Genomic DNA, 23,382 nt, shown 5'->3' on the forward strand with positions numbered 1-23,382 from the left:
TTTGACGGGTATACGGTGATTGGTTTTGACTTGCCGGAAGATACGGATGCGCGATTGACGATATACGATGTGACGGGAAAGGTGTTGAAAGAATTTGAGGGTGAATACAAGAAGGGCTATAATGAAGTAAAAGTAGCACCCGATGAATTACCGGTAACCGGAGTGTTGTATTATCAATTGGATACAAAGGATTATACGGGTACTAAGCGCATGGTTAAGGTAGAGTAGGAAAGTTAACCGTTCATCGATAATTTTTTACTATAATTATTGATGATCAGGTAACGTGGTACTGATTAATTGATAAGGATGTTCTCAATGTATTACAATCAGAAAAATACAAAACCAACTTTCGCTTCACATTATGTAAATGACCTGAAGTTGATGATTAGCTTTAGTTAGATAAATATGCTAAAGTAGATACTCCCCAGTTACTTACATTCGAGATGTATTTATAATACAATTGAAATTTTAAGGGGAATAGGATAAAATTTACGTGAAGTGTACCTAAATATTGGTGATACCATATGGACAGAAACCGTCAGGGTTTTTAGCCAAGCTAGCCTTAGACAGAAAAGGTATATCCGGAATAGAAATTAAATTCAAAACCAATAGCAAGACCATTGAAGTATATTTTAAATTAATATTTGGAGCAGGTCTTGAGTTGTAACCCTGATATTCGCCAAAAAATAGCTCATTTATCGGCCTGTGGTGCTTGGGTATTCTATTGATATTTTCTACAAGAGGTTTTGTAATATTCAGAATTTTAAAAAAATATTATTCTTTTATAGATCTTGTTTAATGGGTAAATTTTGTCTTCTATTTTGTAAGGAAAATACCTTGTAGAAAGGGATTTACTGATTTTTCTCGACGGTTGAGTGAATTGAATTAAAATAAAATCAACTATAGAATTTATTTTATTTTACTAACTTGGAATGCTTTAAATCCAGATTAGATAATAAAATGGATATGATAAATGTAAGTGCTAGATATTCAGCGTTTTATTTAGTTTGTCTTTAATTAGTACTAACATCATAAATATGATTTTCATGTGTAAGATCCGGAAAATAGGTCGGATTGATTTTTAATTATTTTAGAGAAAACCATTATCATATTTAATCTGGGTTAAACCAAACAAAGCCTTGTGATGACAACGAAAACTTTTCCCTTGGATTGGCCCAAATCCGGTCTAATAGATTTAGAAGTCCACGATTTACCACACCAGAGTTCTACGACCGAGTGGTGGTACATCAATGCGCATATAGAAGCAGAAGATGGTAATAAGTACTCAGTTTTTGCTTCATTTTTTAGAAAATTATTGGAATATGATCCTGAAACAAAAAGTGTAAAATACGGGCATTCTATTACCTGGGCTTTAATTGATAATGAAAATAAAAAGTATTACAGTAATTCTTTATTAGATAAGGACTCTCCTAAAATAGGTTTAAAGCAACTGAAAGGTGGAAGGTTGATAAAAAATAAGGAAGTTCGGGAAGCAGCTATAGAAATGCTAGAAAAAGGTAGCATCCCTTATCCGGATAGGGTATTTAAAAAAGGGGCTCAAATATCAAAAGATAAGCTTTGGTTAAAATTTGATGATAATACCTTTTTGAAGAAGGATGATGGAAAATATGAGTTGAACCTTTTAGATCCTGAGCACGGGGTTTCGGTTTTTATGGAATTTGAGCCTACGAAAGCTCCTGTAAGACATGGAGATGATGGTGTAGTTAAAGGTCAATCTGCGGAGACTATGTTTTATTATTTTATTCCCAGGAACAATGCCAGGGGATATTTAAAAATATTTGATAAAGAGATTCACTTTTCTGATGCCTCTGCCTGGTACGACCATGAATTTGGTGTACGTCCGGAGGAAGAGGCTGGGAAATCCGATAGTGATTTTACGGAGAAGCTAGCCTGGAACTGGATGTCTGGTCAATTATCAAATGGGTATGAGTTTACAGTTTACGATTTAATTGACAAAGAAAATGAAAAAGGTTCGGGGGCTTGTTTTGTATTGATTGATCCAGAAGGATCTGTCGTTAAATCTAACAATTTTTCTTTGTACCCGAAGGGGGGTGTTTGGACAAGTACTAAGACTTTCAATGATTATCCTTTAACGTGGGTTCTGGAAGTTCCATCCATGGATTTTTATCTGGAAGCACAAGCCAACTTTCCGAACCAGGAGTTCATAACAGTAATTTCCAAAACAGCTTTTTGGGAAGGTGCCCTTACAATAAATGGTGAGTTGAATGGTGTTCCATTTCAAGGACCGGGGTTTTTAGAGCGGAGTGGGTTTTCAAACTCGGAAACCCTCGAAGATTTTTTAAAGATTGTAAGCCGTGAAACTAAGAGATCTGTTGATTTTGTGATCCCAAGGAATCCAGGACCGGAGAGACTTGAACAATTGATTTCCGGTGAAGGCAGAAGTCAATTTGTTAAAGGGGTAGATCCGGTACAATTTTCAAAATCATTAATAGAACCAATACGTTCCATTGTCGATAGAGGAGGTAAATCCTGGAGAAGTTATGCATTATTGGCGTGTTGTGATCTTGTTGGCGGTGACTCACAAAGAATTCAAAAGTGGTTAGCACTTCCAGAATTGCTACATGTTGGATCTTTAATTGTGGATGATGTGGAAGACAAATCTGATATTCGCAGGGGGAAACCAAGTTGTCACAAAATTTACGGTGAACCAACAGCTATCAATGCTGGATCTGCCTGTTACTTCATTGTACAAATAATTATATATTCTGAATTTTTGGATCCTGAAATTAGGTTAAAAGTATATAATTTATTTTTTGAAGCCTTGCGAGCTGCACACGCTGGTCAGGCCCTGGATATCCATGGCTTGGATTATATGATGACTGATGTGGTGGAAAGCGACCAGGGTGATTTGTTGTTGGAAAGAATAACAGCTATTCATAGGCTGAAATCCGCTGCCCCGGCTAGCTACTTGGCACAAATAGGTGCTATGGTAGGTGGTGGCACCGAAGAGCAAATTTTGGCGCTTGGAAATTATTATGAAGTATTAGGTGTTTCATTTCAAATTATAGATGATACCCTAAATTTGAAGGGATTCAAAGACGGATTGAAAACAAAAGGAGAAGATATATCGGCAGGTAAAATTACTTATCCCATAGCTCGTGCAATGAAAGATCTCAATCAAGTAGACAGAAAAAGACTTTGGGAGATATTACAAATGAAATCTAGTGATTTGAATTTAATAACTGAAGCGGTTAATATCCTCGATAAAGTATGCGCTATTGAAAAGTCAGAAAAAATTGCTTTTGAAAATTTGGAAGAAGCATGGGAAAATTTAGACCCGTTAGTTAGAGATTCAGGTGTTAAATTAAACCTTCGGGCATTTAGTTCTTATGTGCTAAACCGACATTATTAATTGAACTATTTCTCTTGATCTAAAAGGCGGTTTTATTATAATTTCAAGTAAAAAATCAAGATTTTTTGTGGGCTGCAATTGTTATTTAAATTTTTAATTTTTCGGGAATTCACATCTTATAAATATGGAGTATTTTAATTAATGGAAAATTATATTTTAATTGCAACAGAAGATTGGTTAGCTGCCGTTCTATATTATATGTTAGGGATCAATGATTTAAATAAATTTTTTAAGCTAATTTTTTTATTCTGAATAAATAATCTATCTTTGCATTCGCTTTCGGGGACGTAGTCTTCGTTTGTGAAAAATATCATAAAAATTAAGCATTAGTAGTAATATGCCAACGATTAATCAATTAGTACGAAAAGGTAGGAAGAAAATAAAAGTCAAAAGTAAATCCAGGGCTTTGAATTCTTGTCCTCAAAAAAGAGCGGTATGTACACGTGTATATACGACTACGCCTAAAAAGCCGAACTCTGCACTTCGAAAAGTAGCTAAGGTTCGTCTTACGAATGGTGTGGAGGTGATTGCATATATTCCGGGAGAAGGTCATAATTTGCAGGAACACTCTATCGTATTAGTGAGAGGTGGAAAAGTAAAGGATTTGCCTGGTGTGCGATATAAGATAGTGAGGGGGGCATTGGATACTGCAGGTGTGGAAGGTAGATTGCAATCTCGATCTAAATACGGAGCAAAAAGGCCTAAATAATAATCTAAGTAATTGATCTGAAATGAGGAAAAGAAAACCAAAAATGCGTATAGTTGAACCGGATCCTCGGTATGGAGACCCGGTAGTGACTATGTTTGTGAATAATTTGATGTGGAATGGTAAGAAGGGCTTGGCTTTTAAATTGTTTTATGATGCGATGGATATCGTAGAAGATAAAGTGGAAGAGAGCGCTTATGATACCTGGAAGAAGGCGTTGGATACTGCAATGCCTCAGGTGGAGGTTCGAAGTAGAAGGATAGGAGGTGCTACTTTTCAAATTCCTACAGAAATTCATCCGAAGAGGAAAGTGGCGACGGGTATGAAGTGGATTATTAAATTTGCTCGTCAGAGAAATGGCAAGACATTCGCAGAGAAGTTGGCCGCAGAGATAATGGCAGCTTCCAAAGGCGAGGGAGCGGCTGTTAAAAGAAAAGAAGATACACATAGAATGGCGGAGTCTAATCGAGCATTTGCGCATTTTAGAGTGTAGTTAAGTAAGGACGTTTATTTATTTAAAATATTTCAGAAGAGGTTATTCATAATGGCAAACAAAGATTTAAAATACACCAGGAATATTGGAATTGCTGCTCATATTGATGCAGGTAAAACAACTACCACTGAGCGTATTCTATATTATACAGGTATAAGTCATAAGATAGGGGAAGTGCATGATGGAGCTGCTACCATGGATTGGATGGAGCAAGAGCAGGAGCGTGGTATTACGATTACTTCGGCGGCTACGAATACAAGTTGGCCGTGGAAAGACGATACGTATACGATCAATATCATAGATACTCCCGGTCACGTGGATTTTACTGTAGAAGTAGAGCGTTCATTGCGTGTATTAGATGGTGTAGTCGCTTTGTTTTGTGCTGTGAGTGGAGTGGAACCGCAGTCTGAGACTGTTTGGAGACAAGCGGATAGATATAAAGTTCCCAGGCTGGGTTTTGTTAATAAAATGGATCGGCAGGGAGCTAATTTTTTCGAGGTAGTTCGACAAGTGAAAGAAATGTTAGGTGCGAATCCCGTGCCTATGCAAGTTCCTATCGGAGCGGAAGAAAACTTTCGGGGTGTAGTTGATTTAATTACCAATGAAGCGAGGATTTGGAATGAGGATGATATGGGTATGACATTTGAGGTAATTGATATTCCCGAAGATTTGGTGGAGACTGTTGAAGAATATCGTGAAAAGTTATTAGAGTCAGTTGCAGAATACGATGATTCATTGATGGAGAAGTATTTTGAAGATCCTGATTCTATCCAGCCTGATGAAATGAGGGCTGCAATTAGAAAAGCAGTAGTTGATCGCAAATTCATTCCTATGTTTTGTGGTTCAGCTTTTAAGAATAAAGGTGTGCAGGCAGTTCTTGATGCCGTTTGTGCATATTTGCCTTCTCCTGTTGATGTGGATGCAATTACAGGTATAAATCCTGACACAGAGGAAGAGGAGAAAAGGAAACCAGATGTGGATGCCCCTTTCTCGGCGTTAGCATTTAAGATTGCTACGGATCCGTATGTCGGACGTTTAGCTTTCTTTAGGACATATTCGGGAGCTTTGGATGCGGGTTCTTATGTGCATAATACAAGATCAGGAAAGAAAGAAAGGATTTCTCGTTTGTATCAAATGCATTCGAATAAGCAAAATGCCATTGACCGTGTAGAAGCTGGAGATATAGCAGCTGCTGTGGGATTCAAAGATATTAAGACAGGGGATACGCTATGTGATGAAAAGCACCCGATTGTGCTGGAAAGTATATCATTCCCTGATCCGGTAATAGGTTTGGCTGTTGAGCCCAAGACTCAAAAGGACATGGAAAAATTGAGTATGGGATTAGCTAAATTAGCGGAAGAAGATCCTACTTTTAAAGTGGAATTCGACGATGAAACGAATCAGACGATTATTCGTGGAATGGGAGAGTTGCATTTAGAGATAATTATAGATAGGTTGAGGAGAGAGTTTAAAGTAGAAGCTAATCAAGGTGCTCCGCAAGTAACATATAAAGAAGCTTTGACGGAGACAGTTGATCATAGAGAAAAATTGAAAAAGCAAACCGGTGGTTCAGGTCTTTTTGCGGATGTGCAATTTGAATTAGGACCTGCTGACCAGGAGTTTCTTGATAGTGATGAATTTAAGACAGGTAAAGTTAAGTTGCAGTTTGTAAATGATATTGTTGGAGGATCTATTCCTCGTGAATTGATTCCTAGTGTAGAGAAAGGTTTTAAAGCGATGATGGATAATGGTATCCTGGCAGGGTATGCGATTGACAGTATGAAAGTCAGAGTATATGACGGAAGTACCCACCCAGTGGATTCTAAGCCTATCGCTTTTGAGCTGGCAGCTAAAGAAGGATTTAGGGCAGCTGCCTCTAAAACAAAGCCTGTTTTACTGGAGCCTATTATGAAATTGGAGATTACCTCTCCTGATGAATATACTGGGTCTGTAATCGGTGACTTGAATAAAAGACGTGGTTTGGTAAAAGGCCAGGATATTAAGAATAATGCAACAATTATTAAAGCTGATGTTCCATTGGCTGAGATGTTTGGTTATGTTACACAATTACGTACAATTACTTCAGGTAGAGCTACATCATCTATGGAATTCTCTCATTATGATCCGGTTCCACAGGGAATAGCAGAAGAAATCATCCAAAAAGCTAAGGGTGAAATTAATGTGTAATAGATATTAGAATTATAAATTTGAAAGTTCTTTGTTAATTATTATAGGGTTATGAATCAGAAAATAAGGATAAAATTGCGCTCGTATGATCACAATTTAGTTGATAAGTCAACTGAAAAGATTGTGAAGACCGTTAGAAGTAGCGGTGCTGTTGTTACGGGTCCGATTCCGCTGCCTACGAAAAAAGAAGTGTTTACTGTGCTTCGTTCTCCGCACGTAAATAAAAAAGCTCGTGAGCAGTTTCAATTGCGTACCCATAAACGCCTTATTGAAATATATACCCCTACTCCGAAGACGGTAGACGCTTTATCAAGATTAGAATTACCTAGTGGTGTTGATATCCAGGTGAAACTTACTTGATAGAATTTTATCTCTTCTCGGGGTTGTATTTATAAGAATGTTTATTTGTTGATGTGAAGTTGCAGTATCACTTTAGTGTACTACAAACTTCAGAAGGTAATTTATTTTAGAAATTAAATTCCAGTAAAGTGAACGGAATATTAGGACGAAAAGTCGGTATGACAAGTTTCTATGATGAGACTGGCAAGAATATAGCCTGTACGGTTATTGAAGCAGGACCATGTGTAGTTACACAGGTGAAAACGGAAGATACTGATGGATATAATGCGGTACAATTAGGTTTTGATGACAAGAAGGAAAAAAGTACATCCAAACCAATGATGGGTCATTTTTCCAAAGCCAATAGTACTCCCAAACGTCACATTGTTGAGTTTCGTGACTTTAATGTTGAAAAGGAGTTGGGAGATGAGTTGACAATAGATGATGTGCTTATTGAAGGTGACATTATAAGTGTTGTTGGTACTTCAAAGGGTAAAGGGTTTCAAGGTGTAGTGAAAAGACACGGATTTGCGGGTGTGGGTGATGCCACTCACGGTCAGCACAACAGACAGAGAGCTCCAGGGTCTTTGGGCGCTTCTTCCGATCCTTCGAAAGTTATTAAGGGGTTGAAGATGGCAGGACAGACTGGTGGTGATCGTGTGAAAATTAAGAATTTGAAAGTTCTTAAGGTACATACGGATAAGAATTTATTAGTAGTTAAAGGTGCGGTTCCCGGACATAAGGGATCGTATGTAATTATCGAAAAGTAAGGGATCATGAAAATTGATATCGTAAATACAAATGGAGAATCCCTGGGAAGGTCTATTGAATTACCCAGTGATGTGTTTGGTGTGGAACCTAATGAACATGCGGTGTATCTTGCAGTGAAGCATTATCTGAAAAATCAGCGACAAGGGACGCATAAAGCGAAGGAGAGAAGTGAAGTGGCAGGTTCGACGCGAAAAATTAAACGTCAAAAAGGTACGGGTACTGCTCGTTTTGGAGATATAAAAAATCCTATTTTTAGAGGCGGAGGAAGAATTTTTGGTCCCAGACCCAGATCTTATAACAGTAAGTTGAATAGCAAGTTAAAAGTTGTTGCTAGAAACAGTGCGCTCTCTTCTAAAGCACAAAACGGTAAAGTAAGTGTTGTTGAAGATTTTACTTTAGAGCAGCCATCTACAAAATCTTTTATGGAGATTATATCCAACTTGAAGTTAAATGGAGAGAAGGTGTTAATGGTTACGGGAGACTATGATAAAAACCTGTACTTAAGCGGGAGGAACAATCAAAAGGTTAGAGTGGTGGAATCCAGAAATTTGAATACGTATGAAATTATGAATGCCGGTGTTTTGCTTTTTGCTGAAAGCGCTATCCAAGGTATTTCATCTGCAGAGAATAATTAAATAATTGAAGTAAATTGTAAGAAATGGCTAACCGTGTTTTGATAAAACCTTTGATTACAGAAAAATCTGATGTTTTAAACGATCAATTGAATAAGGTGAGCTTTATTGTTGACAAGAAGGCGAATAAAATAGAAATTCGCAATGCTGTTGAATCTATGTATAATGTGAGTGTAGACAGTGTTAATACAGCAGTATTGCCAGGTAAATTGAAGGTTAAATTTACGAGAGGTGGAGTTCAACGGGGAAGAAAACCCTCCTATAAAAAGGCTATTGTTACGCTTGTAGAAGGAGAACAGATAGATCTTTTTGGAGAACTGTAAGAGAAACAAATTTTAGAATAAGATAAATTTGTCAAAATGGCACTTAAAAAATACAAACCGATAACGCCGGGAATGCGATATAGATTGGGGAATGCATTCGACGAAGTGACTACGGACAAACCCGAGAAAAGTCTGACCAAAGGGAAGAGAAGAATCGGGGGACGAAATCGTAGTGGGAAAATGAATGTCAGGAACCGGGGAGGAGGACATAAAAATAGATATAGAACTATCGATTTTAAGCGTGATAAAGATAATATCCCTGCCAAAGTAAAGTCAATCGAATTTGATCCTAATCGATCTGCATTTATTGCTTTGTTGGTTTATGCGGATGGGGAAAAACGTTATATCATTGCTCCTAATGGTATTAAAGTAGGAGATGAGGTAATGTCAGGGTCTCGGGCTAGTGTTACGCCGGGTAATGCATTATTTTTAAAAGATATTCCTCTAGGATCCTTAATATATGGCATTGAAATGACGCCCGGAAAAGGAGCTCAATTGGTAAGAAGTGCGGGAACCTCAGCAGTCCTTGTTAGTAAAGAAGGGAAGTATGCGGTTGTTAAATTGCCTTCCGGGGAGGTGCGAAGAATACTGGCTGGATGTAAGGCTACTATCGGTGCTGCTTCGAACCCGGTTCACGGAAACGTGGTAATGGGTAAAGCGGGAAGAAAAAGATGGAAGGGTAGGCGTCCAAGAGTAAGAGGTGTCGCTATGAACCCAGTCGATCACCCTATGGGTGGAGGAGAAGGGAGAGCCTCAGGAGGACATCCAAGATCCCGAACGGGTGTAAAAGCCAAAGGCGAGAAAACCCGTAAGAAGAAGAAGTCATCGAATCAATTAATTATTACAAGGAGAAAAAATAGGAAGTAGTTATGCCTCGATCAATAAAAAAAGGACCTTATGTATACCACAAGCTCTTAACAAAGTTGGAGAGAGCAAAAGATTCAAGTAAGAAAACAGTTATTAAAACCTGGGCTCGATCTTCAATGATTATTCCTGATATGGTTGGAGAGACAATAGCAGTGCATAATGGAAAGACTTTTGTGCCTGTGTTTATTACAGAGAATATGGTAGGGCATAAATTAGGTGAATTTGCACCTACGAGAAGTTTCAAGGGACACTCGGGAAATCGGAAGAAGTAAATAACTACTTAGTAAGAATTTAAAATTGTGAATAAAATGGAAGCAGTTGCAAAATTAAAGAATTGTCCAATGTCAGCCAGGAAGATGAGATTGTTGGTGGATAATATAAGAGGCAAAAGTGTTAATGAAGCATTGAATATTTGCCGTTTTACCAATAAGGAAGCGTCTGAATGGATTGAGAAGTTGTTGATTTCGGCTATTTCCAATTGGGAGTATAAAAGTGAAGGGCATAGTGCAGAGGACTATGATTTGTATGTGAAAACTGCTTTGGTTGATGAAGCTGGAATGTTGAAGCGTATACAACCGGCACCTCATGGTAGAGCTCATAGGGTGCGTAAGCGTTCAAATCATGTAACACTGATTGTGGAGAATAGGGTGGAGTTTGAAAGTACAGCTGTAGAGGAAGGTCAAGAAATTGAAAATGAAGAGAATTAAAAATATTAACCAAATTTAGTAGAATGGGTCAAAAGACAAATCCAATTGGCAACAGGTTAGGTATTATTCGTGGATGGGATTCCAACTGGTTCGCAGATAAAGATTTTGCGGATAAAGTAGTGGAGGATGAGAAGATACGAAAGTATTTGCGCGCAAGGGTTCATAAAGGAGGAATTGCATCTATCATTATTGAGCGAACTTTGAAGCGAATTACTGTAACTATTACTACTTCACGACCCGGAATTATTATCGGAAAAGGAGGCTCAGAAGTTGATAGTATTAGAGCTGAGTTGAAGAAACTTACCGGTAAGGATGTACAAATCAATATTGTGGAGATTAGGAAGCCTGAGCTGAATGCATACATTGTTGCAGAATCAATTGCTAAACAATTGGAAGCCAGGATGAATTATAGAAGAGTCATAAAGATGGCTATTCAATCTACTATGAGGGCAGGGGCTGAAGGTGTAAAGGTTCGTATTGCAGGTCGATTGAACGGTGCTGATATGGCACGGACTGAAGAATACAAGGAAGGACGTACACCGCTCCATACTTTTCGAGCAGATATTGATTATGCATTAGTGGAAGCTATGACTGTATACGGTAAGATTGGTGTTAAAGTTTGGATCTGTCGTGGAGAGGTCTTAGGTAAGAGAGAATTGTCGCCCCTAGTAGGTATATCCCAAAAGGGAAAACGCGGTGGCGGAGGCGGAAGAAAGAAAAGAAGGCGGTAGAGAATATTTATAGAAATTAATTATTAATTATCTTTTAAAGATCGTACCTTTGCAAAACTTTTTCGCGAAGGGAAATAGTTAAATAAAATTGAGTTATGTTACAGCCAAAACGGACTAAATACAGGAAGCAACAGAAGGGAAGAAATAGAGGGCTCGCAAGAAAAGGTAGCACCATAGCTTTTGGTTCATTTGCATTAAAAGCGACTACAAGTGGTTGGATTACCAATCGACAGATAGAGTCGGCTAGGATTGCACTGACAAGGTATATGAAAAGAGAAGGAAAAGTGTGGATTCGGATATTTCCGGATAAACCGGTTACCGCAAAGCCTCAAGAGGTGCGTATGGGAAAGGGAAAGGGTGCCCTGTCACATTATGTAGCTGTAATTAAACCCGGGCGTATTTTGTTTGAATTGGACGGTGTATCAGAAGAAGTGGCACAGGAAGCGTTGAGATTGGCAGCTCAAAAATTGCCCATACTGACAAAATTTAGTGTCAGAAAAGATTTAAGAACAAAATAAATTAAGCGATTATGGCAACTGTAGATCCAAAGGAATATAAAGATTTGACGGTAGATGATTTGACTGCGGAGTTGGATGGTACCGAGCAGCGATTAGTGCAATTGCGTTTTGATCACTCAACCAGGGGTGTCGATAATCCTTTAGAAATAAGAACTTTGAGGAGGAATGTAGCAAAGTTGAAGACGGAACTTCGTGCTCGTGAAGTAGCTGATTTAAGTGATGAAGAGTTGGCGAAGAGAACTAATATTAAAGCACGAAGGGCGGGTAAATAAAGAGTGTAAGCGATTAAATTAACAATATTATGACAGAGAGAAATCTCAGGAAAACAAAAGTTGGGGTGATTAGTAGCAATAAAATGGATAAAACCATTACTGTGGAAGTACAGAGAAGATTGCAGCATCCTATATATGGTAAATTTGTGAAAAAATCAAGTAAGTTTACCGCTCATGATGAAAAGGAAGAAGGTAATATTGGAGACACTGTCCGCATAATGGAGACCAGACCGTTGAGTAAAAAGAAAAGGTGGAGATTGGTTGAAGTATTGGAAAAAGCCAAGTAAGAATTTAAGATCGTAAAAATTTCATTTGAAATGATACAACAGGAAAGTAGATTAAAAGTAGCGGATAACTCGGGAGCACGGGAAGTGCTTTGTATTAGAGTGTTGGGTGGATCGAAAAGTAGGTATGCAGGTATAGGTGATGAAATAGTGATCTCTGTTAAGACAGCTACACCCAGTGGTGCTATCAAAAAAGGTACTGTTTCAAGAGCAGTGATAGTGAGAACAAAGAAAGAAATTAGAAGAAGGGATGGTTCCTACATACGTTTTGATGATAATGCAGTGGTTTTATTGAATAGTGCAGGAGAGCCACGAGGAACTCGTATTTTTGGTCCTGTAGCCAGGGAATTAAGAGAAAAGGATCATATGCGCATTGTATCATTGGCACCTGAAGTTCTATAAAAGAAAATATTATGAAGAATAGATTTGAGCCAAAGTGGAAAATAAAAAAGGGTGATCAGGTAGTCGTACTCGCCGGAGAATATAAAGGTAGTAAAGGAGAAGTCCTTAGAGTATTTCCCAAAAAAGGAAAGGTGTTGGTAGAAGATGTAAATATTGTGAAAAAGCACCAGAAGCCGACAAACGACAAACCCGGAGGGATAATTGAACAACCTGCACCGTTTGATATATCAAATGTAATGTTGATTGATCCCAAGTCGGGGGAACCAACAAGAGTAGGACGAAGAATAGAGGACGGAAAATTGGTACGTTTTTCAAAAAAATCAGGGGAAATCATTAAGTAATGAGTTATAGACCGAGATTAAAGAAGATTTACAAGGAAGAAATTGTTCCTGAATTGATGAAGAAGTTTGAGTATTCCAGTGTCATGGAAGTACCTAAACTTGTAAAGATTTCTATCAATCAAGGGTTGGGACAAGCAACACAGGATAAGAAATTAATTGATGTAGCAATAGATGAGTTGTCTACTATAGCCGGACAAAAAGCGGTGCCTACAAAGGCCAGAAAGTCTATATCCAACTTTAAGTTGCGGGAAGGTATGACAATCGGGGCAAAAGTTACCTTGAGACAAGAAGGTATGTATGAGTTTTTGGATAGATTAATTTCCGTAGCGTTACCACGTGTACGTGATTTTAGAGGAATTAGTGACAAAAGTTTCGACGGTAGAGGAAATTATACTTTGGGTATTCAAGAACAAATTATATTTCCGGAGATTAACATCGATAAGGTTTCTAGAATCCAGGGAATGGATATTTCATTTGTTACAACGGCAAAAACCGATGCAGAAGCGTTAGAATTACTAAAGGCATTTGGTTTACCATTTAAAAATCAATAATAATGGCTAGAAAAGCATTAATAGCAAGAGAGGAGAAGAGAAGGCGATTAGTCGAGAAATATGCTGATTTGAGAGAAAGATTGAAAGAAGAAGGAGATTGGGAAGCTTTGGATAAGTTACCTAAAAATTCTTCACCCGTTAGATTACACAATAGGTGTAGATTGACAGGACGACCAAAAGGATATATGAGAAAGTTTGGTATCAATCGTGTAACATTTAGGGAAATGGCCCTCAATGGAAAAATTCCAGGAATAACTAAAGCCAGTTGGTAATTATCACAAATCAAAAGAATTATGGCAGTAAACGATCCAATAGCAGATTATTTAACTCGGATACGAAATGCACAAATGGCTGGACACCGAGTGGTGCAAATTCCAGCTTCTAAAGTTAAGAAGAGCATAACAGAAGTGTTGTATAATGAAGGGTTAATCTATCGATATAAATTCGATGAACAGGATGGGCCACAAGGGTCAATAAGTATAGCATTAAAATACAGTAAACCAGGAAACCAACCGGTAATCAGATCATTGAAGCGGGTAAGTAAACCGGGATTACGAATTTATAAAAGTGCAAATGAACTTCCTAGAGTTATTAATGGCTTGGGAGTAGCAATTATTTCAACTTCACAAGGTCTAATGACGGATCATGAAGCGCGAAGTAAGAATATCGGTGGAGAGGTACTTTGTTACGTTTATTAAATTTCAAATTATTTATTTATGTCACGAATAGGCTTAAGAGTTCTGGAAATACCTGGTGGGGTTAATATTGAAGTCTCCAAAGGAAATATGGTGACTGTCAAAGGTCCTAAAGGTGAGTTGAAACAACAAATTGATCAGGATTTGACTATAAAGGTAGAAGATAACGAGATTTCTTTGGAAAGACCTACCGAGCAGAAAAGACACAAAGCTTTACACGGACTCTCGAATGCCTTGATCAATAATATGCTCGAAGGGGTATCACAAGGGTATAAAAAAGAACTTGAGTTAGTGGGTGTAGGTTTCAGAGTATCTAATACTGGAAATTTATTGGAAATTATTGTAGGATATTCTCATCCCATTTTGTTTTATGTCCCTGATGAGATAAAAGTTACCACCGTAACAGAGAAGGGAAAGAATCCAACCATTATTCTGGAAGGATGTAATAAGGAATTATTGGGTATGATTGCTGCAAAGATTCGTTCTTTTAGAAAACCCGAGCCGTACAAAGGAAAAGGGATTAGATACGCTGGAGAATATATACGTAGAAAAGCTGGTAAGACAGCAGCTAAGTAGATTAAATTATAATGTGTAATAGATTAAATACACTAAGATGAAATTGACAAAGGCAGGAAGGAGACAAAGAATTAAGAAAAGGATAAAAAAATCTATCCTGGGGACTGCAGAAAGACCTCGATTGGCAGTTTATAAGTCAAATAAGGGAATTTCTTGTCAGGTAATTAATGATGACCAGGGAACAACCATTGTTTCTGCTTCATGGAAGGAGAAAGATTTTACTTCAGAAGGTACAAAGACGGATCAGGCAAAGAAGATTGGTCAATTAATTGCTGAGCGCGCAAAGGCCAACAATCTTGAATCAGTTATTTTTGATCGGAGTGGATATCGATATCATGGACGGGTTAAAGCATTAGCTGAAGGCGCTCGGGAAGGAGGACTTAAATTTTAAGATTTTAATAAATAGTCGAAATGGCAGCAAATAAAGTAAAACCAACAGAAGCATCCGAGTTAAAAGAAAAAGTGGTAAGTCTAAACCGGGTTGCGAAAGTGACTAAGGGGGGTAGAACCTTTAGCTTTTCAGCTTTGGTGGTAGTTGGTGATGGAAATGGCACTGTAGGTTATGGCCTGGGTAAAGCAAGAGATGTATCTGAAAGTATTTCGAAGGCGGTAGAAGATGCTAAGAAAAATTTGGTGAAATTCCCATTATTGAAAGGTACTATACCACATGCTCAAAAAGGAAAATTTGGGGCTGGTAAGGTTTTGATTAAGCCGGCAGCTGATGGTACCGGTGTTATTGCCGGTGGTTCTATGAGAGCTGTTTTGGAGATAGCTGGGGTACATAATGTTTTGGCTAAATCACAGGGATCGCCTAATCCGCATAATGTTGTAAAGGCTACACTTGATGCCTTGTTGAAATTAAGGGACCCATATGCTATTGCCAAGGAACGAGGTATTAAGGTAGAAGATTTGTTTCATCAGAATAATTAAGTTGAATATTTGTATAGAATATTTAGCGAACTGGAAAAGGAAATTTAAATTTAAGAATAATGGCTAAAGTAAAGATTACGCAAGTCAAAAGTGCGATTGACCGAAGTCAAAAGCAAAAAAAGACCTTGGAGGCACTAGGATTGAGAAAGATTAACGCTAGTGTTGAGCACGAATTGAATGATAATATCAAAGGGATGATCAATAAAGTATCTCATTTGGTAGAAGTTGTTGAACAATAAAATTGGCCATCTTAAAATATTGGAAATGGAATTGCACAATTTAAAACCGGTTAAGGGTTCAGTAAAGAAGAAGAAGCGTATCGCAAGAGGAGAAGGAAGTGGTAGAGGTGGTACCTCAACCAGAGGTCATAAAGGGGCTAAGTCCCGGTCGGGGTATAAAGAGAAAAGGAATTTTGAAGGAGGCCAAATGCCTTTGCAAATGCGTCTACCTAAAAGAGGATTTAAAAGTCCTAATCGCAAGGAGTACAGTACACTGAATTTGTTCCAGGTCCAGGCGATTGCTGAAAAGTATAATATAACAGATATTGATTTGCCATTTCTAAAGGAAAAGGGATATATTCAAAAAGGAGAATTGGTTAAAATTTTAGGAAATGGTGAAATCACCAATTCTTTGAATATTGAAGCACACGCTTTTTCAAAATCTGCCAAAGAAGCGATTGAAGGGAAGGGTGGTTCGGCAAAAATCTTTGAATAAGAATTCAGATGAAAAAATTCATATCTACAATAAAGAATATTTGGAAGATTAAAGAGTTGCGGGAAAGAATTTTATTTACCCTCGCTATCCTGGCTGTTTACCGGCTGGGAACTTTTATTTTATTACCTGGGGTAAACAGGGAAGTACTGGAGGCAGTTACCTCAAGCTCTGCACCAACGGATATTTTGAGTATGATTAATGCTTTTGCAGGAGGAGCCTTTAATAGAGCTGCTTTCTTTGCACTGGGAATTATGCCTTATATCACGGCTTCCATCATTGTTCAATTGTTGGGCTTTGCTGTTCCTTATTTTCAAAAATTGCAACAAAAAGAAGGGGAATCGGGAAGAAAGAAATTGAACCAGATTACGCGATTATTAACATTAGCAATAACCCTTGTCCAGGGAGGAGCCTATTTAAGTTGGATAAAAAGCCAAGGTGCCATTGACCCCAATATACCTGAATCCATATTTTGGATCAGTAATGTAATTATTCTATCTTCCGGGACAATATTTGCTATGTGGTTAGGTGAGAGAATAACTGACAGAGGTATCGGTAATGGTATTTCTTTACTGATCATGATTGGTATTATTGCCACTTTACCACAGGCCTTTGTATTCGAATTGACTTCCCAAATGTCTGGAGGAGGATTGTTGTTCTTTGTTATTGAAATAGCAGCCTTATTTGCCATTACTATGGTATGTGTTTTAATTGTCCAGGGAATTAGGAGGATACCTATTCAGTTTGCTAAGAGAATGGTAGGGAGGAGTAGTAATATTCCTGTTCAGGGAGCCAGGGATTACATCCCTTTAAAAGTAGCTGCGGCAGGTGTAATGCCAATTATCTTTGCCCAGGCACTTATGTTTTTGCCTTCTACTATTTCTCAATATGTGCTGGGACAAACCAATAGTAATGAAGGAATTCTGGCACAGTTAACAGATATATCATCACTTCCATATAATTTGGTTTATTTTATTTTGGTTGTTGTGTTTACTTATGTTTATACAGCACTCCTAGTGAACCCCAAACAATATGCTGAATATCTAAAAAGGCAAAATGCTTTTATCCCTGGTATTAAACCAGGAAGACCAACTCAAGATTTTATTGATGCGGTAACTACTCGTGTTACTTTACCTGGATCTGTATTTTTAGGTATTATTGCTATTTTGCCGGCTGTTGTGCAATTGTTTGGTGTTAATCAATTATTTGCCTACTTCTTCGGAGGTACCTCTTTACTCATTATTGTTGGTGTGGTATTGGATACCCTGCAACAAATAGAATCTTACTTGTTAATGCGGAAGTACGACGGATTGGTTAAATCGGGTAAAATTAAAGGTCGTAGCAGTTCGATGCAGACCATTGGTTCTGATTTATAATTTGTTTATGGCGCGCAGGATACGATATAAGACTGACGAAGAAATTGAATTAATACGAAAGAACTGTTTGATAGTTTCTGCTGCATTAGCACGAGTTGCTGAGTTATTGAAGCCTGGAATTACTTCGCTGGAGATTGATAAAGCTGCTGAAGAGGTAGTACGAGACCATGGTGCAGAGCCTGGATTTAAAGGTTATGGTGGATTTCCTGCCACTTTATGTGTATCCTATAACGATATTGTAGTTCACGGGATTCCAGGTGAGTATGAATTCAAATCCGGAGATATTGTATCTGTTGATTGTGGATCTTTTTCAGAAGGTTTTTATGGAGATGCAGCTTATACTTTTGCCATTGGTGAGGTAGATGCTGAAATAGTTGAGCTGCTGAAAGTGACCAGGGCGTCATTGTATGAGGGAATCGCAAATGCGATTGTGGGTAATCGACTGGGTGATATTGGTTATACTATTCAGGAATTGACGGAACGAAAGCGAAATTATGGTGTTGTGCGGGAGTTGGTAGGACATGGTGTAGGGCAAAATTTACATGAGGCTCCAGAAGTACCCAATTATGGAAAAAGGGGAAGAGGTATTGTTTTGAAGGAAGGCCTCGTGATTGCTATTGAGCCCATGATAAATTTAAAAAAACGGGATATCTACCAGGATAAAGACGGATGGACTATTCGTACTTTGGATGGTCAGCCATCTGCCCATTTTGAACATACCATAGCGGTACGAAAAAATGAAGCAGATATTTTATCAGATCATACTGATCTTGAAGAAAATATAAAAAACAATGTGAATCTCCTTGATTTTTAAGAAAAAAAAGCGATATTTGCACTCCGAATTAAGAATTTTATGGCGAAACAAGGATTAATAAAACAAGACGGAATAATTGAAGAAGCATTGTCTAACGCAATGTTTCGTGTGCGTTTAGAGAACGATCATCTAATAGTTGCTACGATTTCAGGAAAGATGCGTATGAATTATATACGAATTTTACCCGGAGATAAAGTAGCAGTGGAAATGTCGCCATACGATTTATCCAGAGGACGAATTACTTACAGATACAAGTAAAATCTATATTATGAAAGTAAAAGCATCGGTAAAAAAACGGTCAGCGGATTGCAAAATTGTCCGACGAAAAGGAAAGGTGTATATTATTAATAAAAAGAATCCTAAGTTTAAACAACGTCAGGGTTAAAATAGAGTAAAATGGCAAGAATTACTGGAGTGGATTTGCCCAGGAATAAACGAGGCATAATAGCATTAACGTATATTTTTGGAATTGGAGATTCTAGAGCTAAGGAAGTTTTGGAAGAAGCTGGAGTGGATGGAAATGTAAAGGTACAAGATTGGTCTGATGATAATATTCGTACCATAACCAATATTATCCAGAATAGCTTTAAAGTGGAAGGAGAATTACGTTCTGAAGTTCAGATGAACATTAAAAGGTTGATGGATATAGCCAGTTACAGAGGTTTGCGACATCGTAAAGGATTACCAGTTAATGGCCAAAGAACAAAAACCAATGCCCGGACACGTAAAGGAAGGAAGAAAACTGTTGCAAACAAGAAGAAGGCAGTAAAATAATTAAGCTGATAATATTACTATTCAATTTGGATTATGGCAAAGATTAAGAAGAAAAAGAAGTTACATGTTGAGCCGGAAGGCTTTGTTTATATACAGGCCAGTTTCAACAATATTATTGTTACTTTGACAAATAAGCAAGGTTCGGTTATTTCCTGGGGTTCAGCTGGAAAAGCTGGCTTTAGGGGATCAAAGAAGAACACTCCATATGCTGCCCAAATTGCAGCATCAGATGCTGGGCAGGTTGCCTATGATGCAGGAATGCGGTCTGCGGAAGTTTTCGTGAAAGGGCCAGGTTCCGGTAGAGAAGCTGCTATTCGGGCAATAGACGGTCTTGGTATCAAAATTCGAAAAATTACAGATGTTACGCCATTACCGCATAATGGTTGTAGACCTCCAAAACGTAGACGCGTTTAATACAATTAATAATTCACATTAAATCTATTTTTAATGGCAAGATATACAGGACCTAAAACTAAGAAATCACGTGCTTTCGGCCAATCACTATACGGCTTTGATAAGTATTTTGAGCGTAGAAAGTATGCGCCTGGTCAGCATGGTAATAATAAAAGAAGAAGACAAAAGTCGGATTATGCTGTACAGTTAATGGAAAAGCAAAAGGCGAAGTATACGTATGGTGTATTAGAACGGCAGTTTAGAAATTTATTTGAAACGGCAAACCGTTCAAGAGGTGTGACGGGTGAAGTTTTACTTCAATTGTTGGAATCAAGACTCGATAATACGGTTTTTAGGTTGGGTATTGCACCAACCAGGAGAGCAGCACGTCAATTAGTGACCCATAAGCATATTGTGGTAAATGGTGTTGTTACAAACATTCCTTCGGCTAAACTGGAACCAGGAGATGTAATCACAGTGAGGGGGAAATCTCAAGGAATGGAAGTAATAGAAAATTCAATCAATGCCAAGTCTGATGTTCGTAAATTCCCTTGGCTGGAGTGGAATGCAGACAAGATGGAAGGGTCTTTTATCGCATTACCTGAAAGAGAGAATATTCCGGAAAACATTAATGAGCAATTGATTGTTGAATTGTATTCCAAATAAGAAATTTGAATTTAATTCTTCTGGCAAAGGCATTTTAGGCCTTTGCCTTTAATTGTTTAAGATAATTATAAAATTTAATTTATGAGTCTGCTTAATTTTCAGAAACCAGATAAAATATTACTACAAAAAGCCGATGATTTTGATGGACAATTTGAGTTCAAGCCATTGGAACCCGGATTTGGGCAGACCATTGGAAACGGGCTTCGAAGGGTACTTCTATCTTCTCTAGAAGGTTTTGCAATATCTGCAATTCGTATAGCTGGTGTAGACCATGAATTCAGTACTATTAAGGGAGTTGTAGAGGATGTTATTGAGATTGTTTTGAATATCAAACAAATTAGACTGAAAAAGAAAATAGACGATCCTGATCTTAAGGAGGAAAAAGTTTATTTGACATTGAAAGGAAAAGAGGAGTTTAGGGCTGGTGATATAGAAGACCACACAAATGTATTTAAAGTGACCAATCCGGATCTACTGATATGCCGTATGGATCCTTCTGTTAATTTAGAGATTGAATTTACAGTTACGAAAGGAAGAGGGTATGTTCATGCCGATGAAAATTTGCCTAAAGATGCACCTATTGGTGTTATTCCGGTTGATGCTATTTATACTCCTATTAAAAATGTTCAATATAGTATTGAGAACACACGTGTAGGACAAAGGACGGATTATGAAAAACTCAATATCCAAATTACTACCGATGGAACCATTCATCCTGAGGATGCTATTAAAGAGGCGTCTAAAATTTTGATTCAGCATTTATTATTGATTACTGACGAGAATATTACTTTCGAAGCGGATGCCAAGGCAGAGGATAATATTGTTGATGAGCACGTATTGCATATGAGAAAGTTACTGAAAACTTCTCTTGAGGATCTGGATTTATCGGTAAGAGCATATAATTGCCTTAAAGCAGCTAAAATTAATACCCTAGGGGAGTTAGTGCAGTATGAAGAGCACGAGTTGATGAAATTCCGAAACTTTGGTAAAAAGTCTATGGTCGAGATTGAGGAATTATTGGATGCAAAGAATTTGACCTTTGGAATGGATCTAGCTCCGTTTAAAATTGACGAAGATTAATTAATCATTATTTTTTGCATTAACCATAGAGCTTTTTTTAGAGCTTTGGTGATGCGATGTTATCAAATTTATCATTATGAGACACGGTAAAAAGTTTAATCATTTAGGGAGAAAGAGAGGACATAGGATTGCTACCTTACGGAATATGTCAGTCGCTTTAATTATGAATAAGCGAATCAATACTACATTGGCAAAAGCAAAAGCATTACGAAAGCATGTGGAGCCGATAATTACTAAAGGGAAGGCCAATACTATGCACTCCCGAAGGGTGGTTTTTAAGTACTTGCAGGATAAGGAAGCAATTAAAGAACTATTTGGCCCCGTTGCAGCAGCAGTTGGAGATCGTCCCGGAGGTTATGTTAGGGTTATCAGAACTGGATTTAGAAAAGGTGATGGTGCTGAAATGGCGATGATTGAGTTAGTGGACTTTAATAGTGATTATAATTTGAAAGACGGTAATATCCCAGGTCAGAAGAAAACACGTAGGAGTAGGAGAAGCAGAAGAGGAAGTAAGAGCGGAGGTAGTAGCAGTGGAGCTGCAGCAGCTGCTTCGGCTGCATCAATTGCTTCAAATAAAGAAGAAGAATAATTTATTAAGCCGGTTTTTACCGGCTTTTTTTTTGTTTATATTTGTGTGATTTTAGTTCCCATGTAGAAAATGAGAATTCAAAATAACGAGCAATAATAGGATATCCATTTTAATTAATTAATTTTTGTAGATACATATAAGAATGAGAGACCGTAAAGCACCTGAAACTGCATACCTTGTACTGGAAGATGGTACTGTCTTTAAAGGGCATGCTATTGGCGTAAAAGGCACCACTACAGGGGAAATTTGTTTTAATACTGGTATGACTGGATATCAGGAAATATTTACCGATCCATCCTATTTTGGACAAATCTTAGTAAGTACAAATGTTCATATAGGTAATTATGGTTGTAAGGAATCTGATAATGAATCAGATAGTGTTAAGATAGCTGGATTTGTTTGCAGGAATTTTAGCGATCATTATTCAAGAAATTTGGGGGATAATTCTATACAGGAGTATTTTGAGGATAATAATTTAACTGGGATTTCTAATATTGATACCAGGGCGTTGGTAAAGCGGATTCGGACTGAAGGAGCTATGAATGCCATTATTTCTTCAGAAATTTTGGATATTGATGAATTGAAATCAATGGTTAAAGAGGTTCCCAGCATGGCGGGATTAGAACTGGCTTCAAAAGTAGGGACCAAAGAAGAATATTATTTGGGGGATGAGAATTCGGACATTAAGGTGGCAGTTTTGGATTATGGTGTAAAACGAAGTATTCTAACTTGCCTGGCTGAAAGAGGATGTTATTTAAAAATTTTTCCGGGAAATGTATCTTATGAGCAAGTGATGGAGTGGGGACCTGATGGTATTTTTGTTTCCAATGGACCTGGTGATCCGGCTGCTATGGGCTATGCAATAGAAGTTGTGAAGAAGGTAATTAATAATGATATTCCTTCATTTGGTATTTGTTTGGGGCATCAATTGTTTGCATTGGCTGTAGATGTTCCTACCTATAAAATGCACCATGGCCACAGAGGGATTAATCATCCGGTAAGGAATGAAAAGTCGGGTTTAGGGGAAATAACCAGTCAAAACCATGGCTTCGGGGTGAATCCGGAGGCTATTAATGCTAATTTGGATAAGATAGAGATCACACATATAAATCTTAACGACCAAACGATTGAAGGTATTAGAATAAAAGGAAAGAAAGCTTTTTCCGTCCAGTATCATCCGGAAGCTTCTCCGGGGCCTCACGATTCGAGGTATTTGTTTGACGAGTTTATTACAGAAATAAATCAGAATAAAAATTAAAC

36 protein-coding genes are annotated in these 23,382 nt (G+C 37.8%); all 36 read left to right on the plus strand.

All coding sequences use genetic code 11. The features are described 5' to 3' along the window. A partial coding sequence (locus LVD47_RS21325) for a T9SS type A sorting domain-containing protein (RefSeq protein WP_236980487.1) occupies positions 1–228 on the plus strand: 228 nt, incomplete at its 5' end. A gap of 916 nt (positions 229–1,144) precedes the next feature. Continuing rightward, positions 1,145–3,394, plus strand: a complete 2,250-nt coding sequence (locus LVD47_RS21330) for a polyprenyl synthetase family protein (protein ID WP_236980571.1) — start codon at positions 1,145–1,147, stop codon at positions 3,392–3,394. A 337-nt stretch (positions 3,395–3,731) separates the two neighbouring features. Next, positions 3,732–4,103: a 30S ribosomal protein S12 gene (gene rpsL, locus LVD47_RS21335; protein ID WP_236980489.1), complete on the plus strand. Its 372-nt coding sequence runs from the start codon at positions 3,732–3,734 to the stop codon at positions 4,101–4,103. A 22-nt stretch (positions 4,104–4,125) separates the two neighbouring features. After that, a complete protein-coding gene (gene rpsG, locus LVD47_RS21340; RefSeq protein WP_236980490.1) occupies positions 4,126–4,593 on the plus strand; it encodes a 30S ribosomal protein S7 in 468 nt (155 codons plus the stop codon). A 51-nt stretch (positions 4,594–4,644) separates the two neighbouring features. Then, positions 4,645–6,780, plus strand: a complete 2,136-nt coding sequence (fusA, locus tag LVD47_RS21345) for an elongation factor G (protein ID WP_236980491.1) — start codon at positions 4,645–4,647, stop codon at positions 6,778–6,780. A 51-nt stretch (positions 6,781–6,831) separates the two neighbouring features. Further along, the gene (gene rpsJ, locus LVD47_RS21350) at positions 6,832–7,140 is read left to right on the plus strand and encodes a 30S ribosomal protein S10 (RefSeq protein WP_236980492.1); all 309 of its coding nucleotides are present in this window, start codon (positions 6,832–6,834) and stop codon (positions 7,138–7,140) included. Between the two features lie 128 nt (positions 7,141–7,268). Continuing rightward, positions 7,269–7,889 (plus strand): 50S ribosomal protein L3, encoded by a 621-nt coding sequence (rplC, locus tag LVD47_RS21355; RefSeq protein WP_236980493.1) that lies wholly within the window; start codon positions 7,269–7,271, stop codon positions 7,887–7,889. 6 nt (positions 7,890–7,895) lie between these two features. Further along, positions 7,896–8,525 carry a 50S ribosomal protein L4 gene (rplD, locus tag LVD47_RS21360; protein ID WP_236980494.1) on the plus strand — a complete coding sequence of 210 codons (630 nt, stop codon included), beginning with the start codon at positions 7,896–7,898 and terminating at the stop codon, positions 8,523–8,525. 23 nt (positions 8,526–8,548) lie between these two features. Continuing rightward, positions 8,549–8,845 carry a 50S ribosomal protein L23 gene (gene rplW / locus LVD47_RS21365; protein WP_236980495.1) on the plus strand — a complete coding sequence of 99 codons (297 nt, stop codon included), beginning with the start codon at positions 8,549–8,551 and terminating at the stop codon, positions 8,843–8,845. 36 nt (positions 8,846–8,881) lie between these two features. After that, positions 8,882–9,712 (plus strand): 50S ribosomal protein L2, encoded by an 831-nt coding sequence (gene rplB, locus LVD47_RS21370; RefSeq protein WP_236980496.1) that lies wholly within the window; start codon positions 8,882–8,884, stop codon positions 9,710–9,712. A gap of 2 nt (positions 9,713–9,714) precedes the next feature. Beyond that, the gene (rpsS, locus tag LVD47_RS21375) at positions 9,715–9,984 is read left to right on the plus strand and encodes a 30S ribosomal protein S19 (RefSeq protein WP_236980497.1); all 270 of its coding nucleotides are present in this window, start codon (positions 9,715–9,717) and stop codon (positions 9,982–9,984) included. Between the two features lie 36 nt (positions 9,985–10,020). Continuing rightward, positions 10,021–10,419, plus strand: coding sequence for a 50S ribosomal protein L22 (rplV, locus tag LVD47_RS21380; protein ID WP_236980499.1), 399 nt, complete (start codon positions 10,021–10,023; stop codon positions 10,417–10,419). A 23-nt stretch (positions 10,420–10,442) separates the two neighbouring features. Further along, complete coding sequence (gene rpsC, locus LVD47_RS21385) at positions 10,443–11,150, plus strand: 30S ribosomal protein S3 (protein ID WP_236980501.1); 708 nt, start codon at positions 10,443–10,445, stop codon at positions 11,148–11,150. Positions 11,151–11,245: 95 nt separating this feature from the next. After that, positions 11,246–11,668 carry a 50S ribosomal protein L16 gene (rplP, locus tag LVD47_RS21390; RefSeq protein WP_236980503.1) on the plus strand — a complete coding sequence of 141 codons (423 nt, stop codon included), beginning with the start codon at positions 11,246–11,248 and terminating at the stop codon, positions 11,666–11,668. Positions 11,669–11,679: 11 nt separating this feature from the next. After that, the gene (gene rpmC, locus LVD47_RS21395) at positions 11,680–11,940 is read left to right on the plus strand and encodes a 50S ribosomal protein L29 (protein ID WP_236980505.1); all 261 of its coding nucleotides are present in this window, start codon (positions 11,680–11,682) and stop codon (positions 11,938–11,940) included. Positions 11,941–11,969: 29 nt separating this feature from the next. After that, the gene (gene rpsQ / locus LVD47_RS21400; protein ID WP_236980507.1) at positions 11,970–12,227 is read left to right on the plus strand and encodes a 30S ribosomal protein S17; all 258 of its coding nucleotides are present in this window, start codon (positions 11,970–11,972) and stop codon (positions 12,225–12,227) included. Positions 12,228–12,257: 30 nt separating this feature from the next. Further along, positions 12,258–12,626, plus strand: a complete 369-nt coding sequence (rplN, locus tag LVD47_RS21405; RefSeq protein ID WP_236980509.1) for a 50S ribosomal protein L14 — start codon at positions 12,258–12,260, stop codon at positions 12,624–12,626. A gap of 11 nt (positions 12,627–12,637) precedes the next feature. After that, positions 12,638–12,967: a 50S ribosomal protein L24 gene (gene rplX / locus LVD47_RS21410; RefSeq protein WP_236980511.1), complete on the plus strand. Its 330-nt coding sequence runs from the start codon at positions 12,638–12,640 to the stop codon at positions 12,965–12,967. Beyond that, positions 12,967–13,518: a 50S ribosomal protein L5 gene (rplE, locus tag LVD47_RS21415; protein ID WP_236980514.1), complete on the plus strand. Its 552-nt coding sequence runs from the start codon at positions 12,967–12,969 to the stop codon at positions 13,516–13,518. The genes rplX and rplE overlap by 1 nt, the downstream gene beginning before the upstream one ends. A gap of 2 nt (positions 13,519–13,520) precedes the next feature. Further along, entirely contained in the window at positions 13,521–13,790 is a 270-nt protein-coding gene (gene rpsN / locus LVD47_RS21420) for a 30S ribosomal protein S14 (protein WP_236980516.1), read from the plus strand. 21 nt (positions 13,791–13,811) lie between these two features. Then, positions 13,812–14,216 carry a 30S ribosomal protein S8 gene (gene rpsH, locus LVD47_RS21425; RefSeq protein ID WP_236980517.1) on the plus strand — a complete coding sequence of 135 codons (405 nt, stop codon included), beginning with the start codon at positions 13,812–13,814 and terminating at the stop codon, positions 14,214–14,216. Between the two features lie 18 nt (positions 14,217–14,234). Beyond that, positions 14,235–14,789: a 50S ribosomal protein L6 gene (gene rplF / locus LVD47_RS21430; RefSeq protein ID WP_236980518.1), complete on the plus strand. Its 555-nt coding sequence runs from the start codon at positions 14,235–14,237 to the stop codon at positions 14,787–14,789. A gap of 37 nt (positions 14,790–14,826) precedes the next feature. Continuing rightward, positions 14,827–15,180: a 50S ribosomal protein L18 gene (gene rplR / locus LVD47_RS21435; protein WP_236980519.1), complete on the plus strand. Its 354-nt coding sequence runs from the start codon at positions 14,827–14,829 to the stop codon at positions 15,178–15,180. A gap of 20 nt (positions 15,181–15,200) precedes the next feature. Next, positions 15,201–15,719 carry a 30S ribosomal protein S5 gene (gene rpsE / locus LVD47_RS21440; RefSeq protein ID WP_236980520.1) on the plus strand — a complete coding sequence of 173 codons (519 nt, stop codon included), beginning with the start codon at positions 15,201–15,203 and terminating at the stop codon, positions 15,717–15,719. A 59-nt stretch (positions 15,720–15,778) separates the two neighbouring features. Further along, positions 15,779–15,958 (plus strand): 50S ribosomal protein L30, encoded by a 180-nt coding sequence (rpmD, locus tag LVD47_RS21445; RefSeq protein ID WP_236980521.1) that lies wholly within the window; start codon positions 15,779–15,781, stop codon positions 15,956–15,958. 25 nt (positions 15,959–15,983) lie between these two features. Then, positions 15,984–16,433 carry a 50S ribosomal protein L15 gene (rplO, locus tag LVD47_RS21450; protein ID WP_236980522.1) on the plus strand — a complete coding sequence of 150 codons (450 nt, stop codon included), beginning with the start codon at positions 15,984–15,986 and terminating at the stop codon, positions 16,431–16,433. An 8-nt stretch (positions 16,434–16,441) separates the two neighbouring features. Further along, positions 16,442–17,806, plus strand: a complete 1,365-nt coding sequence (gene secY / locus LVD47_RS21455; RefSeq protein WP_236980524.1) for a preprotein translocase subunit SecY — start codon at positions 16,442–16,444, stop codon at positions 17,804–17,806. A gap of 7 nt (positions 17,807–17,813) precedes the next feature. Next, positions 17,814–18,620: a type I methionyl aminopeptidase gene (map, locus tag LVD47_RS21460; RefSeq protein WP_236980526.1), complete on the plus strand. Its 807-nt coding sequence runs from the start codon at positions 17,814–17,816 to the stop codon at positions 18,618–18,620. Between the two features lie 39 nt (positions 18,621–18,659). Then, entirely contained in the window at positions 18,660–18,878 is a 219-nt protein-coding gene (gene infA, locus LVD47_RS21465; protein ID WP_236980528.1) for a translation initiation factor IF-1, read from the plus strand. A 10-nt stretch (positions 18,879–18,888) separates the two neighbouring features. Then, complete coding sequence (ykgO, locus tag LVD47_RS21470; protein ID WP_236980530.1) at positions 18,889–19,005, plus strand: type B 50S ribosomal protein L36; 117 nt, start codon at positions 18,889–18,891, stop codon at positions 19,003–19,005. An 11-nt stretch (positions 19,006–19,016) separates the two neighbouring features. After that, on the plus strand, positions 19,017–19,394 hold the full coding sequence (gene rpsM / locus LVD47_RS21475) for a 30S ribosomal protein S13 (RefSeq protein ID WP_236980532.1): 378 nt from the start codon (positions 19,017–19,019) through the stop codon (positions 19,392–19,394). 33 nt (positions 19,395–19,427) lie between these two features. Further along, entirely contained in the window at positions 19,428–19,808 is a 381-nt protein-coding gene (gene rpsK, locus LVD47_RS21480) for a 30S ribosomal protein S11 (protein WP_236980534.1), read from the plus strand. A 33-nt stretch (positions 19,809–19,841) separates the two neighbouring features. Continuing rightward, positions 19,842–20,453 carry a 30S ribosomal protein S4 gene (gene rpsD, locus LVD47_RS21485; RefSeq protein ID WP_236980536.1) on the plus strand — a complete coding sequence of 204 codons (612 nt, stop codon included), beginning with the start codon at positions 19,842–19,844 and terminating at the stop codon, positions 20,451–20,453. Between the two features lie 81 nt (positions 20,454–20,534). Further along, positions 20,535–21,533: a DNA-directed RNA polymerase subunit alpha gene (locus tag LVD47_RS21490; RefSeq protein ID WP_236980538.1), complete on the plus strand. Its 999-nt coding sequence runs from the start codon at positions 20,535–20,537 to the stop codon at positions 21,531–21,533. A 76-nt stretch (positions 21,534–21,609) separates the two neighbouring features. Next, complete coding sequence (gene rplQ / locus LVD47_RS21495) at positions 21,610–22,122, plus strand: 50S ribosomal protein L17 (protein ID WP_236980540.1); 513 nt, start codon at positions 21,610–21,612, stop codon at positions 22,120–22,122. Between the two features lie 142 nt (positions 22,123–22,264). Further along, entirely contained in the window at positions 22,265–23,380 is a 1,116-nt protein-coding gene (carA, locus tag LVD47_RS21500) for a glutamine-hydrolyzing carbamoyl-phosphate synthase small subunit (protein ID WP_236980542.1), read from the plus strand. The last annotated feature ends 2 nt before the right edge of the window (positions 23,381–23,382 follow it).

The organism is Membranihabitans maritimus, assembly GCF_021729145.1.
In the GTDB taxonomy this organism is placed as follows: Bacteria; Bacteroidota; Bacteroidia; order Chitinophagales; family Saprospiraceae; genus Membranihabitans; species Membranihabitans maritimus.

Excerpts from the sequence above, each read along its gene's own strand:
- rplW (WP_236980495.1), top strand. The coding sequence starts at position 8,549 with ATGGCTAACCGTGTTTTGATAAAACCTTTGATTACAGAAAAATCTGAT.
- rplR (WP_236980519.1), top strand. The coding sequence starts at position 14,827 with ATGAAATTGACAAAGGCAGGAAGGAGACAAAGAATTAAGAAAAGGATA.
- LVD47_RS21490 (WP_236980538.1), top strand. The coding sequence starts at position 20,535 with ATGAGTCTGCTTAATTTTCAGAAACCAGATAAAATATTACTACAAAAA.
- rplV (WP_236980499.1), top strand. The coding sequence starts at position 10,021 with ATGGAAGCAGTTGCAAAATTAAAGAATTGTCCAATGTCAGCCAGGAAG.
- rpsM (WP_236980532.1), top strand. The coding sequence starts at position 19,017 with ATGGCAAGAATTACTGGAGTGGATTTGCCCAGGAATAAACGAGGCATA.
- rpsC (WP_236980501.1), top strand. The coding sequence starts at position 10,443 with ATGGGTCAAAAGACAAATCCAATTGGCAACAGGTTAGGTATTATTCGT.
- rplQ (WP_236980540.1), top strand. The coding sequence starts at position 21,610 with ATGAGACACGGTAAAAAGTTTAATCATTTAGGGAGAAAGAGAGGACAT.
- rplP (WP_236980503.1), top strand. The coding sequence starts at position 11,246 with ATGTTACAGCCAAAACGGACTAAATACAGGAAGCAACAGAAGGGAAGA.
- ykgO (WP_236980530.1), top strand. The coding sequence starts at position 18,889 with ATGAAAGTAAAAGCATCGGTAAAAAAACGGTCAGCGGATTGCAAAATT.
- rplX (WP_236980511.1), top strand. The coding sequence starts at position 12,638 with ATGAAGAATAGATTTGAGCCAAAGTGGAAAATAAAAAAGGGTGATCAG.
- rpmD (WP_236980521.1), top strand. The coding sequence starts at position 15,779 with ATGGCTAAAGTAAAGATTACGCAAGTCAAAAGTGCGATTGACCGAAGT.
- rpsJ (WP_236980492.1), top strand. The coding sequence starts at position 6,832 with ATGAATCAGAAAATAAGGATAAAATTGCGCTCGTATGATCACAATTTA.
- rplO (WP_236980522.1), top strand. The coding sequence starts at position 15,984 with ATGGAATTGCACAATTTAAAACCGGTTAAGGGTTCAGTAAAGAAGAAG.
- LVD47_RS21330 (WP_236980571.1), top strand. The coding sequence starts at position 1,145 with ATGACAACGAAAACTTTTCCCTTGGATTGGCCCAAATCCGGTCTAATA.
- carA (WP_236980542.1), top strand. The coding sequence starts at position 22,265 with ATGAGAGACCGTAAAGCACCTGAAACTGCATACCTTGTACTGGAAGAT.
- rplB (WP_236980496.1), top strand. The coding sequence starts at position 8,882 with ATGGCACTTAAAAAATACAAACCGATAACGCCGGGAATGCGATATAGA.
- rplN (WP_236980509.1), top strand. The coding sequence starts at position 12,258 with ATGATACAACAGGAAAGTAGATTAAAAGTAGCGGATAACTCGGGAGCA.
- rpsN (WP_236980516.1), top strand. The coding sequence starts at position 13,521 with ATGGCTAGAAAAGCATTAATAGCAAGAGAGGAGAAGAGAAGGCGATTA.
- rpsE (WP_236980520.1), top strand. The coding sequence starts at position 15,201 with ATGGCAGCAAATAAAGTAAAACCAACAGAAGCATCCGAGTTAAAAGAA.
- rpsG (WP_236980490.1), top strand. The coding sequence starts at position 4,126 with ATGAGGAAAAGAAAACCAAAAATGCGTATAGTTGAACCGGATCCTCGG.
- rpsL (WP_236980489.1), top strand. The coding sequence starts at position 3,732 with ATGCCAACGATTAATCAATTAGTACGAAAAGGTAGGAAGAAAATAAAA.
- fusA (WP_236980491.1), top strand. The coding sequence starts at position 4,645 with ATGGCAAACAAAGATTTAAAATACACCAGGAATATTGGAATTGCTGCT.
- rpsQ (WP_236980507.1), top strand. The coding sequence starts at position 11,970 with ATGACAGAGAGAAATCTCAGGAAAACAAAAGTTGGGGTGATTAGTAGC.
- secY (WP_236980524.1), top strand. The coding sequence starts at position 16,442 with ATGAAAAAATTCATATCTACAATAAAGAATATTTGGAAGATTAAAGAG.
- rpmC (WP_236980505.1), top strand. The coding sequence starts at position 11,680 with ATGGCAACTGTAGATCCAAAGGAATATAAAGATTTGACGGTAGATGAT.
- rplD (WP_236980494.1), top strand. The coding sequence starts at position 7,896 with ATGAAAATTGATATCGTAAATACAAATGGAGAATCCCTGGGAAGGTCT.
- rpsD (WP_236980536.1), top strand. The coding sequence starts at position 19,842 with ATGGCAAGATATACAGGACCTAAAACTAAGAAATCACGTGCTTTCGGC.
- rplF (WP_236980518.1), top strand. The coding sequence starts at position 14,235 with ATGTCACGAATAGGCTTAAGAGTTCTGGAAATACCTGGTGGGGTTAAT.
- rpsH (WP_236980517.1), top strand. The coding sequence starts at position 13,812 with ATGGCAGTAAACGATCCAATAGCAGATTATTTAACTCGGATACGAAAT.
- rplE (WP_236980514.1), top strand. The coding sequence starts at position 12,967 with ATGAGTTATAGACCGAGATTAAAGAAGATTTACAAGGAAGAAATTGTT.
- rpsS (WP_236980497.1), top strand. The coding sequence starts at position 9,715 with ATGCCTCGATCAATAAAAAAAGGACCTTATGTATACCACAAGCTCTTA.
- rpsK (WP_236980534.1), top strand. The coding sequence starts at position 19,428 with ATGGCAAAGATTAAGAAGAAAAAGAAGTTACATGTTGAGCCGGAAGGC.
- map (WP_236980526.1), top strand. The coding sequence starts at position 17,814 with ATGGCGCGCAGGATACGATATAAGACTGACGAAGAAATTGAATTAATA.
- infA (WP_236980528.1), top strand. The coding sequence starts at position 18,660 with ATGGCGAAACAAGGATTAATAAAACAAGACGGAATAATTGAAGAAGCA.